This window comes from Glaciimonas sp. OK215 (assembly GCF_057787885.1).
The window spans coordinates 1,608,314-1,623,622 of the sequence record NZ_CM173544.1 but is presented as its reverse complement, the minus strand read 5'-3'; the positions used below and the strand labels follow the sequence as shown (position 1 = coordinate 1,623,622).

General features: G+C 54.1%; 14 protein-coding genes. All 14 read right to left on the bottom strand.

Translation table 11 applies throughout. The annotated features are described in order from the left end of the window. Positions 1 to 6: 6 nt before the first annotated feature. Positions 7 to 1,320: an adenylosuccinate synthase gene (locus AC3CHX_RS07260; RefSeq protein ID WP_488643386.1), complete on the bottom strand. Its 1,314-nt coding sequence runs from the start codon at positions 1,318 to 1,320 to the stop codon at positions 7 to 9. Positions 1,321 to 1,323: 3 nt separating this feature from the next. Then, positions 1,324 to 2,475 carry an ATP phosphoribosyltransferase regulatory subunit gene (locus AC3CHX_RS07255; protein ID WP_488643385.1) on the bottom strand — a complete coding sequence of 384 codons (1,152 nt, stop codon included), beginning with the start codon at positions 2,473 to 2,475 and terminating at the stop codon, positions 1,324 to 1,326. Between the two features lie 229 nt (positions 2,476 to 2,704). After that, positions 2,705 to 3,586, bottom strand: coding sequence for a protease modulator HflC (gene hflC, locus AC3CHX_RS07250; RefSeq protein WP_488643384.1), 882 nt, complete (start codon positions 3,584 to 3,586; stop codon positions 2,705 to 2,707). After that, a complete protein-coding gene (hflK, locus tag AC3CHX_RS07245) occupies positions 3,586 to 4,875 on the bottom strand; it encodes an FtsH protease activity modulator HflK (protein WP_488644756.1) in 1,290 nt (429 codons plus the stop codon). The genes hflC and hflK overlap by 1 nt, the downstream gene beginning before the upstream one ends. Before the next feature lie 40 nt (positions 4,876 to 4,915). Continuing rightward, on the bottom strand, positions 4,916 to 6,043 hold the full coding sequence (gene hflX, locus AC3CHX_RS07240; protein WP_488643383.1) for a GTPase HflX: 1,128 nt from the start codon (positions 6,041 to 6,043) through the stop codon (positions 4,916 to 4,918). 39 nt (positions 6,044 to 6,082) lie between these two features. Beyond that, entirely contained in the window at positions 6,083 to 6,319 is a 237-nt protein-coding gene (hfq, locus tag AC3CHX_RS07235; protein WP_447124199.1) for an RNA chaperone Hfq, read from the bottom strand. Between the two features lie 127 nt (positions 6,320 to 6,446). Next, the gene (der, locus tag AC3CHX_RS07230) at positions 6,447 to 7,790 is read right to left on the bottom strand and encodes a ribosome biogenesis GTPase Der (protein ID WP_488643382.1); all 1,344 of its coding nucleotides are present in this window, start codon (positions 7,788 to 7,790) and stop codon (positions 6,447 to 6,449) included. Positions 7,791 to 7,797: 7 nt separating this feature from the next. Next, the gene (gene bamB / locus AC3CHX_RS07225) at positions 7,798 to 8,952 is read right to left on the bottom strand and encodes an outer membrane protein assembly factor BamB (protein ID WP_488643381.1); all 1,155 of its coding nucleotides are present in this window, start codon (positions 8,950 to 8,952) and stop codon (positions 7,798 to 7,800) included. A gap of 55 nt (positions 8,953 to 9,007) precedes the next feature. Further along, a complete protein-coding gene (locus AC3CHX_RS07220) occupies positions 9,008 to 9,658 on the bottom strand; it encodes a YfgM family protein (RefSeq protein WP_488644755.1) in 651 nt (216 codons plus the stop codon). Positions 9,659 to 9,668: 10 nt separating this feature from the next. Beyond that, a complete protein-coding gene (hisS, locus tag AC3CHX_RS07215) occupies positions 9,669 to 11,045 on the bottom strand; it encodes a histidine--tRNA ligase (RefSeq protein ID WP_488643380.1) in 1,377 nt (458 codons plus the stop codon). A 93-nt stretch (positions 11,046 to 11,138) separates the two neighbouring features. After that, the gene (ispG, locus tag AC3CHX_RS07210) at positions 11,139 to 12,404 is read right to left on the bottom strand and encodes a flavodoxin-dependent (E)-4-hydroxy-3-methylbut-2-enyl-diphosphate synthase (protein ID WP_488643379.1); all 1,266 of its coding nucleotides are present in this window, start codon (positions 12,402 to 12,404) and stop codon (positions 11,139 to 11,141) included. 19 nt (positions 12,405 to 12,423) lie between these two features. Beyond that, positions 12,424 to 13,344, bottom strand: coding sequence for a RodZ domain-containing protein (locus tag AC3CHX_RS07205; protein ID WP_488643378.1), 921 nt, complete (start codon positions 13,342 to 13,344; stop codon positions 12,424 to 12,426). Next, a complete protein-coding gene (gene pilW / locus AC3CHX_RS07200) occupies positions 13,310 to 14,140 on the bottom strand; it encodes a type IV pilus biogenesis/stability protein PilW (RefSeq protein ID WP_488644754.1) in 831 nt (276 codons plus the stop codon). Before pilW ends, AC3CHX_RS07205 begins: the two co-directional genes overlap by 35 nt. Further along, on the bottom strand, positions 14,131 to 15,306 hold the full coding sequence (gene rlmN, locus AC3CHX_RS07195) for a dual-specificity RNA methyltransferase RlmN (RefSeq protein ID WP_488643377.1): 1,176 nt from the start codon (positions 15,304 to 15,306) through the stop codon (positions 14,131 to 14,133). The genes pilW and rlmN overlap by 10 nt, the downstream gene beginning before the upstream one ends. Positions 15,307 to 15,309: the final 3 nt, after the last annotated feature.

The following is a 15,309-nucleotide window of genomic DNA, read 5'->3' as shown; positions in this document are numbered from 1 at the left end:
TCGCAATTATTTAAATGGATGGCGCAAAACAATGGTTTCTTCACGATCAGGGCCGGTGGAGACCATGTCGATCGGCACGCCGACCAACTCTTCAATCCGTTTGACGTAGGCAAGCGCATTCGCTGGCAAAGCATCCATCGATTTCGCGCCGACCGTGGTTTCAGTCCAGCCTGGCATTTCTTCGTAGACTGGCACGCAGCGCGCTGCATCTTCGGCGCCAACCGGGAAGATATCGACTGCCTTGCCATCAATCGTATAGCCGGTGCACAGCTTCAAAGACTCCACGCCATCGAGTACGTCCAGCTTGGTCAAACACATACCTGAAACACCATTGATCTGGACCGAGCGCTTCAACAACGCCGCGTCAAACCAGCCGCAACGACGGGCACGGCCGGTGACGGTACCAAACTCATGGCCAACACTCGCCAGATGGTGACCAACGCCCTGATCGGTTGGCAGTTCCGACGGGAACGGACCCGAGCCGACACGCGTTGTGTAGGCCTTGGTGATGCCAAGGATGTAATGCAGCATGTCAGGGCCAACACCGGAACCGGCCGCGGCATTACCAGCGACACAATTGCTCGAGGTGACGAACGGATAAGTACCGTGATCGACGTCGAGCAAACTACCTTGCGCACCTTCAAACAGCAGCTTGGCGCCATTGTTATAGGCGGCGTACAACTCGCTCGATACGTCGGCCACCATGGGCGCCAGACGCGGCACGTTGGCCAGCGCATCGTCATAGGTTTTTTGAAAATCGACAGCGTCTGCCTTCAGATAATTCGTCAGCACAAAATTGTGATAATCGAGGTTTTCTCTGAGCTTTTCGGCAAACCGTGTTTCATTCAGCAAGTCAGCGACCCGAATCGCACGACGCGCCACTTTGTCTTCGTAGGCCGGGCCAATACCTTTACCGGTAGTGCCGATCTTGGCGGCGCCACGCGCGGCCTCGCGGGCGGCATCGAGTGCGGTGTGGTAAGGCAAAATAATAGGGCAAGCTTCTGATACCCTCAGGCGCGACGCTACTTCAACCCCTGCAGCTTGCAACTTATCGATTTCACGCAGCAAATCAGGAACCGACAATACGACGCCGTTACCGATATAGCATGCGACGCCCGGCCGCATGATGCCGGACGGGATCAGTTGCAATGCCGTTTTTTGACCGCCGATAACCAGCGTATGGCCGGCATTGTGACCACCCTGGAAGCGCACAACCGCTTGTGCGTGATCAGTTAGCCAGTCAACAATTTTGCCTTTACCTTCATCCCCCCATTGGGTTCCGATAACGACGACGTTTTTTTGGGTACTTTTCTGTAACATCACTTAGTCCAAATTTTTGATAGTCCAGTTGCCATTTTCGAGCACGACCACACGGTCGCAATCGAACTCGTCTTGATCGTTTTCGTGGCCAGGCAGACTTTGAATAACTATTTCCCCTGCCTTGCGCAACGCAACGATCTTTTCCTTCAAACCCGCTTCTGTGCTCCACGGCGCACGAATTGCTGCCTTGCGCTCAGCGCCAGGCAGCAGACGCGCCAATTCGCGCAAATCCATGGAGAAACCTGTCGCCGGACGCGAACGCCCAAACGTTTCCCCCACATGATCGTAGCGACCACCGCGCACCAGAGCGTTCGGCAGGCCGGGAACATAAGCGCCAAAAATCGCGCCGCTTTCGTAATGGTAGCCGCGTAAATCGGCCAGATCGACCGTCACACAATCTTCTCCCGCAGCATGTGCCAGCGCCTGCAGTTCGTCCAGTGCCTTACCGATTTCTGGCAACTTTGGTAATACCTGACGAGCGCGCTCAATCACGCTGACATCGCCATACAAATGGGGCAAGGCCAGCAAAGCAGCACGCGTCGCCGTTGCGTATCCGACGCTGATTTCCTGCAAGTCCGGAACATCCTTTGCTTCCAGCAACTTGACCAATGCAGTTTCGTCTCTTGTCGCGGCAGTATCGTCGGCAATAATCGCACGTAATATACCGACGTGGCTCAAATCAAGGCGAACCTTGGTAATTCCGGCCAGCGCCAGAGAGGCGAGCGCCAAATGCTGAATTTCAGCATCTGCTTCGAGTCCCGCATGTCCGTAAATCTCGGCGCCGATCTGGAATGGCTCGCGTGTCGCATGCAAGCCGGAGGGGCGCGTACGCAGCACGCTACCTGCATAACAAAGTCGCGTAAGTGACGGGCGATTCAGCAAGTGTGCATCAATCCGCGCAACCTGGGTCGTCATGTCGGCCCGGACGCCAAGCGTGCGGCCGGATAGCTGATCGACTAGTTTAAAAGTCATCGACTCGGTGTCTTGTCCTGCACCTGCCAGCAGCGACTCGAGGTACTCCAGCATCGGCGGCATGACAAGTTCATAACCGTAGACGCGGAAATTGTCGAGAATCAAACGTCGCAGATCTTCAATCTTGCGCGCCTCGGACGGCAAGACATCAGCGATATTTTCGGGAAGAAGCCAATTAGGCATAGAAAAATAAACCAAAAGAAATTTCCGCACCAGCATTCACTGGTACGAGGAACAACATCATTATCGAACGCGACGGACAAGAGATACGAACAATACAGATGACACGAATACGGACTATGCAGAATGTATCAGAGATTATCTTTGCTGCAAAAAAACAAGAAATGGCGTCTCGATGGATGACGCCATTTAATTACTGCCTTGGTAACTGACCAAGTTTTAAGCTTAAGCTTTACTTGACGGAGCCGACTCCCGGGTTCTTGAAGTACTTGAAGAACTCCGAATTAGGATCAACCACCATCAAATCGCTACGAGTCTTAAAGCTGGCGCGATACGCTTCGAGGCTACGATAGAACTTGTAAAACTCCGGATTCTTGCCAAATGCCTGCGCATAGATCTGAGAAGCCTTGGCATCCCCCTCACCCCGCATATTTTCCGCGTCACGATAGGCTTCAGCCAAAATCACAGTACGTTGCTTGTCAGCATCTGCCCGAATTTTTTCCGACTCGGCAAAACCCGTCGAACGCAATTCATTGGCAACACGGGCACGTTCGGACTTCATCCGGTCATACACGGAAGCATTGATCTGATCGACATAATCAACACGCTTCAAGCGCACGTCGACGATATCGACACCGATCTGCTTGGCTTCTTCTTCGACCTTTTTACGGAGCGCGTCCATCACTTTGCCGCGTTCACCGGAGATCACTTCACGCACTGTACGCTTGGTAATCTCTTCGTTCAACGCTGCCTTGACGATTTGCGACATGCGATCTTGAGCGCGCTTCTCATCTACGCCAAAACTGACGAAATACAGCTTCGGATCGGTGATACGCCATTTGACGAATGCATCGATCAGAATATTCTTCTTCTCTGCCGTGATAAAGCGATCTGTCTCCGGTGGATCAATAGTCAAAATCCGCTTATCCAAAAACACAACGTTTTGAAAGGGTGGAGGCAATTTGAAATGCAAACCAGGTTCATTAATGACCTGCTTGACTTCACCAAATGCAAACAAGATGGCGTATTGACGCTGATCAACCACAAATATGGTCGAAAGCAGCAACGCCAAAACGATAAATGCACCGATTGCTAGGGATATCAGACGATTCATTAGCGCCCCTCCCGATCACGAGTGTCGCGGGCCCGGGAATCCATTACCGCCTGCGCGTCGCTGTCTTTCATCGGCGCTACCGGTGCCGTGGCAGGGCTGACTGCAGCTGGCGCGGAACTGCCAATCGCTCCACTTGCAGCGGATTGAGCAATCAGCTTGTCCAATGGCAAATACAATAAATTATTCCCGTTCTTGGCATCAACCATCACTTTGGTCGTATTCGCAAAAATCTGTTGCATGGTATCCAAATACATTCGGTCGCGAGTTACCGCTGGCGCTTTCTGATATTCAGTCAGCACTTGCTTGAAACGTGACGCATCACCTTCCGCATTCGCAGTAACGCGGGCGCTGTACGCCTCGGCTTCCTGCAGCAAACGAGAAGCGGCACCACGCGCTTTAGGAATCACATCGTTAGCGTAAGCCTGGCCCTCGTTCTTTTGACGTTCGCGATCCTGCCCCGCTTTTACTGCATCGTCGAACGCTGCCTGAACCTGCTCCGGCGGCTGTACGCCCTGCATGGTCACATTGGTGATCTGCACACCAGTTTGATAGTGATCCAGAATCTTCTGCATTAATTGCCCCACGTCGAGAGCGACTTTTTCACGCCCTTCGTACAGCACGAAATCCATTTGGCTCTTACCGACAATTTCACGGATGGAAGTTTCCGCGACTTGGCGCACTGTTTCTTCCTGATCGCGATTCTTGAAAATCCAGTCGGCTGCGCTCTTCAGTTTGTATTGCACCGCGAACTGAATATCGATGATGTTTTCATCCTCGGTCAGCATCAGCGCTTCTTTCGGCTGCTTGTTTTTGGCATTCGAACGATAACCGACCTCAATTGTGCGAACGCCGGAGACGTTGACAATTTCATGACTCTGGATCGGATACGGCCAACGCCAGTTAAAGCCGGCCATGGTGGAATGACTATACTTGCCGAAAGTCATTACGACCCCCGTTTGACCTTCCTGTACAGTGAAGAAGCCGCTGGCCAACCAGAGGAAAACTACGACAACGGCAATTACGCCAGCACCCATGCCGGCATTTTTTCCTGTAGGAAAACCATTACCACCGCCATTGGAGTCGCCACCGCTACCGCCGCTGCTCTTGTTACCAAGAAAGCGATTCAGGCGCTGGTTGAAATCACGCCACAATTGATCGAGATCGGGTGGACCGTTGTTCGGCTTTTTGCCGTCGTTGTTTTGCTGGTTGTCATTTTGCGAATTGCGACCCCATTGCGGGTCATTCAACGATAATTTGACACCAATTTTTTTTAGTATAGAACCAAGCATTCGATCGTGATCCGGTATAGAAAATAGGTTGGAATGCTCGTTAGAGGCGTTTAATATGCGCATCCTGGGTATTAACTTGTATTTGATCGACCCTCGCCGCGTTACTGTCCGTCACAAATTCTGCAATAGCCTGACGCATTAAATCAAGACCAGCGCCACTTTGAGCGCTAATAAAAACACGCTGGATTTTATCATACTCATTGCGCTCTATACCCGGCGCCAGCTCAGCGACGTCAATCTTGTTCCACACTAAAATCTGCGGAATGTGGTCGGCACCGATCTCTTTCAACACCAAATTGACTTGTTCAATTTGCTCCATTCTGGCGGGACTGGCAGCATCCACGACATGTAGTAGCAAATCAGCATGTATCGTTTCTTCCAGCGTCGCCCGGAATGCCGCCACCAATTGATGCGGCAATTCACGAATGAAACCAACGGTATCGGAAATCACCACATTGCCGACTTCCCCCAGATAAATTTTTCGGGACGTGGTATCCAGCGTCGCAAACAATTGATCCGCCGCATACACGCCAGCTTTGGACAACGCATTGAACAAAGTCGATTTTCCAGCATTGGTATACCCCACCAGCGAAATCGACGGCATGTTATTGCGCCCGCGCGCGCGCCTTTGCGTAGCATGTTGGCGATGCAACTTTTCCAGTCTGGCACGCAAAGCCTTGACACGGTCTCCGAGCAAGCGGCGATCGGTTTCCAGCTGTGTTTCCCCGGGACCGCGCAGACCGATACCGCCCTTCTGACGTTCCAGATGGGTCCAGCCCCGAATCAGGCGGGTTGCCAGATGCTGCAGTTGCGCCAACTCGACCTGGACTTTACCTTCGTGGCTCTTGGCACGTTGCGCAAAGATATCCAGAATCAGGCTGGTGCGATCAAGCACGCGCACCTTCAGCGCGCGCTCGAGATTGCGCTGCTGTGCCGGTGACAAGGCATGGTTGAAAATGACAATCTCGAGCTGTTCATCCAGCACCGCATCCGCCACTTCCTGCGCCTTGCCGGAACCGACAAACAACGCCGCATCCGGGGCTCCACGCTTGCCTGTGATGGTGACAATAGGCACGGCCCCTGCCGACTTGGCCAGCAAGGACAGTTCATCCAGACTCGCGGCAAAGTCACCTTTGCCGAAGTCGACACCGACTAATGCGGCGCGCATGGGAGGAGTCGTAAGGCTGCCCGAATGGACAGCGATTGTTTACTCTGCGTCTGCTTCAAGGTTCAGATTAACAGCGCGTGCGGGAACGACGGTTGAGATGGCGTGCTTGTATACCATTTGAGTCACGGTATTGCGCAGCAGAACGACGTATTGATCGAAAGATTCAATATGGCCTTGAAGCTTAATGCCGTTTACCAGATAAATCGATACTGGAACGTGTTCTTTACGTAAGGCGTTCAGGAACGGGTCTTGTAACAATTGCCCTTTATTACTCATGGCTACTCCACTATGTTGTTGTGATTAGAAGTCAAACAGGCCCCGCCATATCTGGCGGAGCTTCTATGGATGACTCGGTGGCGTATAACGAATGTAAACGATTTCCTGCATTACCGCCAATGGAAATCTATTTTACCGGACGTGCGAACGGGTTCTTCCCTGACTTGAACTCGATACGTAATGGAGTCCCAATCAGTGAAAAAGTTTCACGGAAGTACTTTTCGAGATAACGCCTGTAATTGGCGTCGATCGCCTCCAGCGAATTACCATGAATCACGACGATAGGCGGATTCATGCCACCCTGGTGAGCGTAACGCAGCTTCGGACGAATCGAACCCTTGCGGCGTGGCTGCTGATGTTCAACCGCCTCCATCAAAGCCCGCGTCAGCTTCGGGGTTGTCAGGTTCGACATGGCCGCAGCATACGCAGCATCAACCGACTTCATCAAAGGAACAATACCGGTCGACTTCAATGCGGAAACGTAGTGAAACTTGGCAAACGAAAGAAAACTGAGCTTGCGATCAAGATCGATCTTGATTTCATCGCGGCGCTCACTGGTCAAACCATCCCACTTGTTGACGCCGACCACCAGCGCACGGCCGCTTTCCAGAATAAAGCCGGCGATATGGGCATCCTGCTCCGAGATGTCCTGCTGCGCGTCAAGCAGCAACAGCACCACATTGGCTTCGGAAATCGACTGCAGGGTTTTCACCACCGAGAATTTCTCGATCGCCTCAAAAACCTTACCGCGCCGGCGAATCCCGGCTGTATCGATCAAGGTGTACTGAGTGCCGTCGCGCTCAAACGGAATTTCGATTGAATCGCGGGTGGTTCCCGGCATGTCAAACGCAATCACGCGTTCTTCACCCAACAAGGTATTCACCAGTGTCGATTTACCGACGTTCGGACGGCCGACGATCGCAATTTTGATGCTTCTTTCGTTGCTGACAGGCTCTTCGACCTCCGGAGGGCGCTGGGCAAAGGCTAAATCCAGCGACTCTTCGACCAAATCAGCCACACCATCGCCATGCGCTGCAGAAATGACATACGGGTCGCCCAGCCCCAGCTCGTAAAACTCCGCGGTTACCGAGGTGTATTTCATTCCCTCGGATTTATTCACCACCAGCATCACTGAACGGCCGGACTTGCGCAAAAAATCGGTGATGGTTTTATCGTGCGGCGTCAATCCCTGACGACCATCAACGATAAAAATCACGACATCGGCCTCAGCCACCGCTTGTTTGGTCTGCTTGGCCATTTCATGCATGATGCCGTCTTTGGCGACCGGCTCAAAACCGCCGGTATCGATAACCAAAAACGGTCGCTCACCCATGCGACCCTCACCATAGTGGCGGTCGCGCGTCAGACCTGGTAGATCGGCAACCAACGCGTCGCGTGAGCGCGTCAGGCGATTAAATAACGTCGATTTACCGACATTCGGACGTCCTACAAGTGCAATTACTGGCTTCATTAAGTTGTTACTCTGTCGCAAATGCGATCAATGTCCCTGATTTGGTTTGAAAAATCACATTCGGGCCCACCACAACAGAATTGGGTAGAACCGCGCTTTTATCGGCACGAACACGGCCGATCAGTGCCCCGTCTTCACGTGACAGGAAATGAATATACCCCTCGAAATCACCGACCACTATCGCCGAACCTAATGCTACCGGGCTCGACAGGCCACGATTGGCCAGTTGCGTATTACGCCATACGACCGCACCGTTATCACGCGTAAACGCACTGACGCCTCCGTGCTCATCAGCCGCATACAGGTTGCGGTCATCGGCGCCAACGCCGACATCGCTGGAGAAGTCCTTGACCCAATGCGCAGTACCGGTACCGGCATCGAAACAGCCGACACGGCCCTGATAAGCCACCGCGCAGACGTCACGCCCAATCAATAGCGGCATACCGGAAGCATCCGCCACGCGCTCCAGCTCGGTGGTCCCGCGTGGATCGCCGATCGCCATTTCCCACCAAGGGCCGCCGTTGGCCAGGTTCAATGCCGATAAGCGGCCACCTGGCAACGCTACAAAAGCTGCTTGCGGCACAATCAGTATTCCTGGGGCCGAGCGCAAAGTAAGCGATGGAACGCTACGTTGCGCAGTCCAGCGCCGCTCGCCCGACTCCGCGTCGAAAGCCGTGATCCGATTGTCCAGACTGCGTACTATCACCAGACCTTGGCCGACCGCCGGGGACGACAGCACTTCACTTGACGCCTGTGCCTTCCAGCGCAATTTACCTTCTGCATCATAGGCCAGCACAGCGCCCTTTTCGCCAGCCACGGCGACGACCAAACCATCGGTGCCAACGCCAGCCGTCAACTTCATGCCAGCGTTGATACGCCAAACCGATGCGCCTGTTGAGGCATCAATCCGATTTACCGTACCGTCCGCCGAAGCCGCATACACACTCGTACCAGACACTGCGGGGGCAAACGCATACGTTTCAGCGCTGCCAACCGAGGCAGTCCAGGCAGTACGCACCGTGACGCCCGGCTTGAACGCGGCCAGCGCAGCAGGTGGATTGCTAGGCGGCTTGCTGGAGAACAATGAACAACCTGACAACACCAGCACAGCTCCGGCACATGCAAATTTCACTGCTGTACGGACTTTCTGCATTTTCTGCATTTGCTTCCCTTTTTCCGAAATTTTTCTGAATGAATCTTTTGAACGATTAAGCCGATTAGGCAGCAGCCTTGGCCGGCGCCCCGCCAATCGCATCCAGTTTTATTTGAATCAGTTGACGGCCAGGATTGCCTTGCCCGGCCTTATCCAGGGCCAGTTGATAGGAAGTACGCGCCTCATCAAGCTTGTTCTGGGCAACCAGAATATCGCCTTTACGGTCAGCCAGCGCACTGGCAAACTCCGGCGACACATCGCCGCTCAAAACTTTCAAACCTTCGTCATACGCATTTTGATCGAGCAGGATACCGGCCAGACGGATTTTGGCGATGGTCTTGTATTCTTCATCCCGGCCATGATCAATCACCCACTGCAACTGCGTTTTGGCGCCGTTCAGGTCATTCGCGTCAAACGCAGCCTTGGCAGCAGTCAGTCCGGCCATCTGAGCATAAGCGGTACCACTGAATTTTTGCTGCATATCCGCCGTAGCCCGCTGGACTTTAGCATTATCTTTGGCGCTCACCGCTTTTTGTAATTCCTCATACAGCTGGGAAGCCTGCACCGCCTGGCTGTTTTGGTAGTACTTCCAGCCGCCCCAACCGGCGTAACCGGCGAGCGCGATGATCAGCACCCAGGTCGTGAGATTCCCGTACTTTTTCCACCATTCCTGAATGGTGGCTAACTGTTCCTGCTCTTCGAGATCGTATGCCATGATATTTTTTTTAATGGTGGTAGTGAACGTGTTGGTGGTCATGATCATGCCCATGCCCATGATCATCATTACCGACGATCTGGTCTACCAGATAATCAGTGACGCCATCAAAAGGCACGATGGTCTGATTGCTGCCATCCGCTTTAGCGTCGATTTCGGCACGAAGAACTTTGACTGCAGCGGTATTATTCGCGACTTCATCCTCGCCAATAATGACCGCATACGCAGCGCCACTCGCATCAGCCCGCTTCATCTGCGACTTGAAACTGCCGCCTGCGTTCGCCGAGGCGCAATGTAGCACAACATCCAGCCCGGCACTGCGCAATCGCTCGGCCAGTACAAACGATTGCATTTGCGCGGCCTCGCCCTGATGGACCAGATAGACGTCGCATTCATTGCGCGTCACTTGCTCGCCACTGGCACGCATCAATTCCAGCAAACGCTCAACGCCCATGGCAAAACCGCAGGCCGGCGTCGGTTTGCCGCCGAACATTTCGACCAGCGAATCATAGCGCCCACCTGCGCAAACCGTGCCTTGCGCGCCGAGTTGATCGGTGACCCATTCGAATACCGTGCGGTTGTAATAATCCATACCGCGCACCAGGCGTGGATTGATGGTGAACGGAATATTGTTGTAGTTCAGAATTTTTTGCACGCCCGCGAAATGGGCGAGCGACTCTGCGCCGAGATAGTCCAACAATTGCGGTGCGCCATTGACCATTTCCTGCATGGCCGGATTTTTGGTATCCAGAATCCGCAAAGGATTGGTATGCAAACGACGTCGCGCATCGGTATCGAGCAACTCGTGGTGTTGCTCGAAATAAGCGATCAAATCGACCCGATGACGATTGCGCTCCTCGGCATCGCCGATCGAATTCAGTTCCAGCTTGATATTTTCAAGGCCGAGGTCGTCCCACAAGCGCTGGCAAAGCATGATCAGTTCCGCATCGACATCCGGACCGGTGAAGCCAATCGCCTCGGCACCGACCTGATGGAACTGGCGATAACGTCCGCGCTGCGGGCGCTCGTGGCGGAACATCGGTCCGCTGTACCACAGCCGCTTGGGACCGTCGTAAGTCAGATTATGTTCGATCGCCGCCCGCACCACACTCGCAGTGCATTCCGGACGCAAGGTCAGATTGTCGCCATTCATCGAATCGGTGAATGAATACATTTCTTTTTCGACAATATCGGTCACTGCACCGAGGCCGCGTGCAAACAACGCGGTAGGCTCGACGATGGGGGTACGAATCTGCTGGAAGCCGTAGCTCTTGAGTACCGACTGCACGGTGTTTTCAAACAATTCCCACAGCGCTGCGTCGGCCGGCAGGATGTCATTCATGCCTTTGACGCCAACAATTTTTTCGACTTTTTTATTTTCAGACATTCTTCTTGATGCTCGCTTGAATATTAATTAATTTGTAGCTGGCTGGTAGCTATTCAGATCAGCGCCTCGCCATGCCAACCCGGTTGCTTGCTGTCAGGCCGCCTGTTTGCTGTAGCGCTTCTTGACATAGTCCAGCACAATGCCCTGGAACTCCTCGGCGATACGTTCACCCCGCAAGGTCATCTTCTTTTCGCCATCGATGAAAACCGGCGCAGCAGGTGATTCGCCGGTTCCCGGCAGACTGATGCCGATATTCGCATGCTTGGATTCGCCCGGGCCGTTCACGATGCAGCCCATGACTGCCACGTTCATACCTTCGACGCCTGGATATTCCTTCTTCCAGACCGGCATCTGCTCACGCAGGTAAGTCTGAATTTTATCTGCCAAATCCTGAAATACCGTTGAGGTGGTACGACCACAACCGGGACAGGCGATCACCATGGGGGCGAATTTACGCAAGCCCATGGTTTGCAATATCTCTTGTGCTACCACGACTTCTTTGCTGCGATCCCCACCAGGTTCCGGTGTCAGCGAAATACGAATGGTGTCGCCGATACCTTCCTGCAGCAGCACCGACAGGGCCGCGGTCGAGGCCACGATTCCTTTGCTCCCCATCCCCGCTTCGGTCAGCCCCAAGTGCAGCGGATAGTCGCAACGACGCGCCAATTCGCGATACACCGCAATCAAATCCTGCACGCCGGAAACCTTGCATGACAGGATAATGCGATTCGCCGCCAGACCCAGTTCTTCGGCTCTTGCGGCGTTCTCGATAGCCGAGGTCACCAATGCTTCGTACATGACCGCCTGCGCTGCCCACGGCTCACTACGCTGCGCGTTCTCGTCCATGATGCGTGCCAGCAAGACCTGATCAAGGCTGCCCCAATTGACGCCGATACGAACCGGCTTATCGTATTTACAAGCCACTTCAATCATTTGGGCAAACTGGGTGTCACGCTTGGCACCCTGGCCGACATTGCCCGGATTAATCCGGTATTTGGACAGAGCTTGCGCACATTCCGGATAATCATTCAGCAACGTATGGCCGTTGTAATGAAAGTCGCCCACCAACGGCACGTCGATACCCATCTTGTCGAGCTGCTCGCGAATCGCCGGCACTGCCGCCGCCGCCTCTGGCCTATCCACCGTAAGGCGCACCAGCTCAGAGCCGGCACGCGCCAGATCCTTGATTTGAATCGCAGTACCAATCGCGTCTGCGGTGTCGGTATTGGTCATTGACTGCACTACCACCGGGGCACCGCCACCGAGCACAATCTGACGCGTGCCATAACTGATCATGGCAACACGGCTGAGACGGCGGATACTTGGACCGGAAGCTATCGGAAGATTCATGTGCGACATGGGCAGTTCGCTTTCAGGCTTATTTCAAATTCAGGCGGGCGACGTTGCTCTTGGCGCCTGCTTTAAGATCGAGTGCCACACCACGCAAAGTCGCATCAACACCCGCCAGATTACCAATTACAACAAATACCGGCTGATCAATATCAAACGTTTCGGTACTGCCGGCTTTGCCCACGCGTGAAAAAAGCGTACTTTTATCGGCGCGCTTGATCTCAACCCAGGAATCCTGCTTGAAAGTCAAACGCAGCTGGTTAGCGCCGGCCGCTGGCGCGGCAACAACCCCAAGCGGCGGCTTGGCATCGACAATTGGCACCGTATTGGCCGCAGGCAGGGCGGCACCAGGCGCCGCAGATAGCGGCGACGACAGTTCCGCATTCGACGCCTCACCTGAAGTTACCGAGGCAGCATGTGGCGCGGCCGACCCTGCCGACGACTGGCGCAATCCCGAGAGTCCCCCAAACTGCGTCGCCAGAACCCCAGCCAGCACCAATACGATACCGCCAAAAATCCACTTATAAGGAACGCGATTACGCCCCGCCAACGCCCCCCGCGACTCTGAAAAAATCGTCGAACTGCGTTGCTTACCCAATATTTGCGTTTGCGACGCGGCGATCGGCACTGTGCTTGGCAAGATCGTCGCCGGATCGAGGCCTAGCATCTTTGCGTAGGAACGAATATATCCGCGTGTCATCACGATTGTCGGGAGCGCGGCATAATTGTCTGCTTCGATCGCTTCAATCTGGCGCGGCGCGAGTTTTAACTGATTGGCGACATCGTCGACAGACCAGCCGTGCTGCTGACGCCTGTCGGCCAATTGCGCGCCTACTGATGGCACCTGATTAGCCGTCTGTTCGTTATATTCAATTGCTTCCTCGCCGGAGGTCCTAGCAATAAATTGTTCCGGCTCACTCATCAAATACTCCACGCTGATAGGACGCATATTCTGCCGATCCTGGATAACGTCGACGCAACTGCGTCACCAAATTTGTTTCTGATACTCGATCACCCAACTTGCGCTCCACATTGATTGCGATCCATAAAACATCTGCACTCAGCGCGTCCATTTTGGCGGCCAGGCCGATATAAAACCGTGCGCGCTCACTATCGTTGCGGCCCAAGGCCAGCCTTGCCAGATTGACGTTGGTCACGGGGTTACCCGTCTCAAACTGAAACGCCTGCAAAAAGTAGCGTTCCGCGCTGACACGGTCTTTCAACTTCAAACTGCAGACACCGGCATTGGTAAGCGCCTTGTCAGGAGACTGATACAAGCGGCTTTTCAAGGCACTCTGAAAATAGGCGATAGATTCTTTTTCGCGGCCGTTCTGGCACAGAAACCAACCGTAGTTATTGGCTATATCAGGATTGTTAGGCGCCAACTTGAGAGCCCGCTGCAAATTATCGTCAGCCAGGCGAGTTTCGCCCATATCCATATAAATCAGCCCGCGCATACTGTACGCATCAGCGAACTCCGGATCAGCAAGTATCGCCTGCTTGACTTCATCGAGCGCCACTTCCAGTTGCCCCTGACCGTAGTAGCCAACCGCCAGTTGCAAGCGAATACGCGCACGACGCTGGGCATCTGTCAGATCGGAACTGGTTTGCAGTTCGCGGCTTGCGCCTGATTCGCGGTCATTGGCAAGAGTGCCACCAGGCTGAGAGGCGCAACCGGTCAACAACGACAATACGGCCGCAGCAGCCACGATGAGGACATTCCAGCAGCCTCTCTTCACTCGGATACCTCGACGATACGGCCAAAATTCTTGCCGAATTTTTGCTGATACTCAGTCATCTTCTGCATACGCTCCTGCACCCTTGTTCGATCCTGGACTTCACCGGCGAGCTGGCCGCAAGCGGCATCGATATCATCGCCACGGGTCTTGCGTATTGTCGTGACGATACCGGCATCCATGAGGATTTGAGCAAACGCTTTAATCCGTGGATTGTTGGAGCGTTTGAGGCCGGATTCCGGGAATGGATTGAACGGGATCAGGTTGAATTTGCAGGACACTGCCTCGCTACCGCCGCGCCCCTGGACCAATGCGATCAGTTCGCGAGCGTTGGCATCACTATCGTTGACATTGTCCAGCATGCAGTACTCAAACGTCACGAAATCGCGTGGCGCGAATTCCAGGTAACGCCGGCAAGACGCCATCAGTTCGCTCAGCGGATATTTTTTATTCAACGGCACCAGACCATCACGCAACGTGTCGTTGGATGCGTGCAGGGACACTGCCAACGCCACCGCGCAATCTTGCGACAGCTTGTCGATCATCGGCACCACGCCGCTGGTCGACAAAGTGACGCGACGACGCGACAGGCCGTAGGCATTATCGTCCAACATCAACTTCAAGGCGGTCACGGTCGGCTCGTAGTTCAGCAACGGCTCGCCCATGCCCATCATCACCACATTGGTAATCTGGCGCTCGCCCTTTGGGCCTGGTTCGACACCTTTTGATTTGCGCAGCTCAAATTCGGCCATCCACAGCTGGCCGATGATTTCGCCGACAGTCAGATTGCGGCTAAAGCCCTGCTTGCCAGTCGAACAGAAACGGCAATTCACGGCACAGCCGGCCTGGGTCGAAATACACAAGGTACCGCGATTTTCCTCGGGGATAAACACCGCCTCAACCGCGTTGCCCTGCCCTACATCCAGCAGCCATTTGCGGGTGCCGTCGGAGGATATGTGATCACTTATCACAGCCGGTGCGGCGATCATCGCGCGCGTCGCCAGTTTGTCGCGCAACGACTTGGCCAGATCAGTCATCGCATCAAAATCGTTTGCACCGAATTGGTGTATCCAGCGCAGTAATTGTTTGGCGCGAAACGGCTTCTCACCCAACTCGCCGCAATAAGAGACAAGTTGCGCGGGATCCAGATCCAGCAGGTTGGTGAGAGCTGTCATGAC

What these genes read in the sequence shown, in the direction of transcription:
- AC3CHX_RS07260 (WP_488643386.1), bottom strand. Translation starts at nt 1,320, where the DNA reads ATGTTACAGAAAAGTACCCAAAAAAACGTCGTCGTTATCGGAACCCAA.
- AC3CHX_RS07255 (WP_488643385.1), bottom strand. Translation starts at nt 2,475, where the DNA reads ATGCCTAATTGGCTTCTTCCCGAAAATATCGCTGATGTCTTGCCGTCC.
- hflC (WP_488643384.1), bottom strand. Translation starts at nt 3,586, where the DNA reads ATGAATCGTCTGATATCCCTAGCAATCGGTGCATTTATCGTTTTGGCG.
- hflK (WP_488644756.1), bottom strand. Translation starts at nt 4,875, where the DNA reads ATGCTTGGTTCTATACTAAAAAAAATTGGTGTCAAATTATCGTTGAAT.
- hflX (WP_488643383.1), bottom strand. Translation starts at nt 6,043, where the DNA reads ATGCGCGCCGCATTAGTCGGTGTCGACTTCGGCAAAGGTGACTTTGCC.
- hfq (WP_447124199.1), bottom strand. Translation starts at nt 6,319, where the DNA reads ATGAGTAATAAAGGGCAATTGTTACAAGACCCGTTCCTGAACGCCTTA.
- der (WP_488643382.1), bottom strand. Translation starts at nt 7,790, where the DNA reads ATGAAGCCAGTAATTGCACTTGTAGGACGTCCGAATGTCGGTAAATCG.
- bamB (WP_488643381.1), bottom strand. Translation starts at nt 8,952, where the DNA reads ATGCAGAAAATGCAGAAAGTCCGTACAGCAGTGAAATTTGCATGTGCC.
- AC3CHX_RS07220 (WP_488644755.1), bottom strand. Translation starts at nt 9,658, where the DNA reads ATGGCATACGATCTCGAAGAGCAGGAACAGTTAGCCACCATTCAGGAA.
- hisS (WP_488643380.1), bottom strand. Translation starts at nt 11,045, where the DNA reads ATGTCTGAAAATAAAAAAGTCGAAAAAATTGTTGGCGTCAAAGGCATG.
- ispG (WP_488643379.1), bottom strand. Translation starts at nt 12,404, where the DNA reads ATGTCGCACATGAATCTTCCGATAGCTTCCGGTCCAAGTATCCGCCGT.
- AC3CHX_RS07205 (WP_488643378.1), bottom strand. Translation starts at nt 13,344, where the DNA reads ATGCGTCCTATCAGCGTGGAGTATTTGATGAGTGAGCCGGAACAATTT.
- rlmN (WP_488643377.1), bottom strand. Translation starts at nt 15,306, where the DNA reads ATGACAGCTCTCACCAACCTGCTGGATCTGGATCCCGCGCAACTTGTC.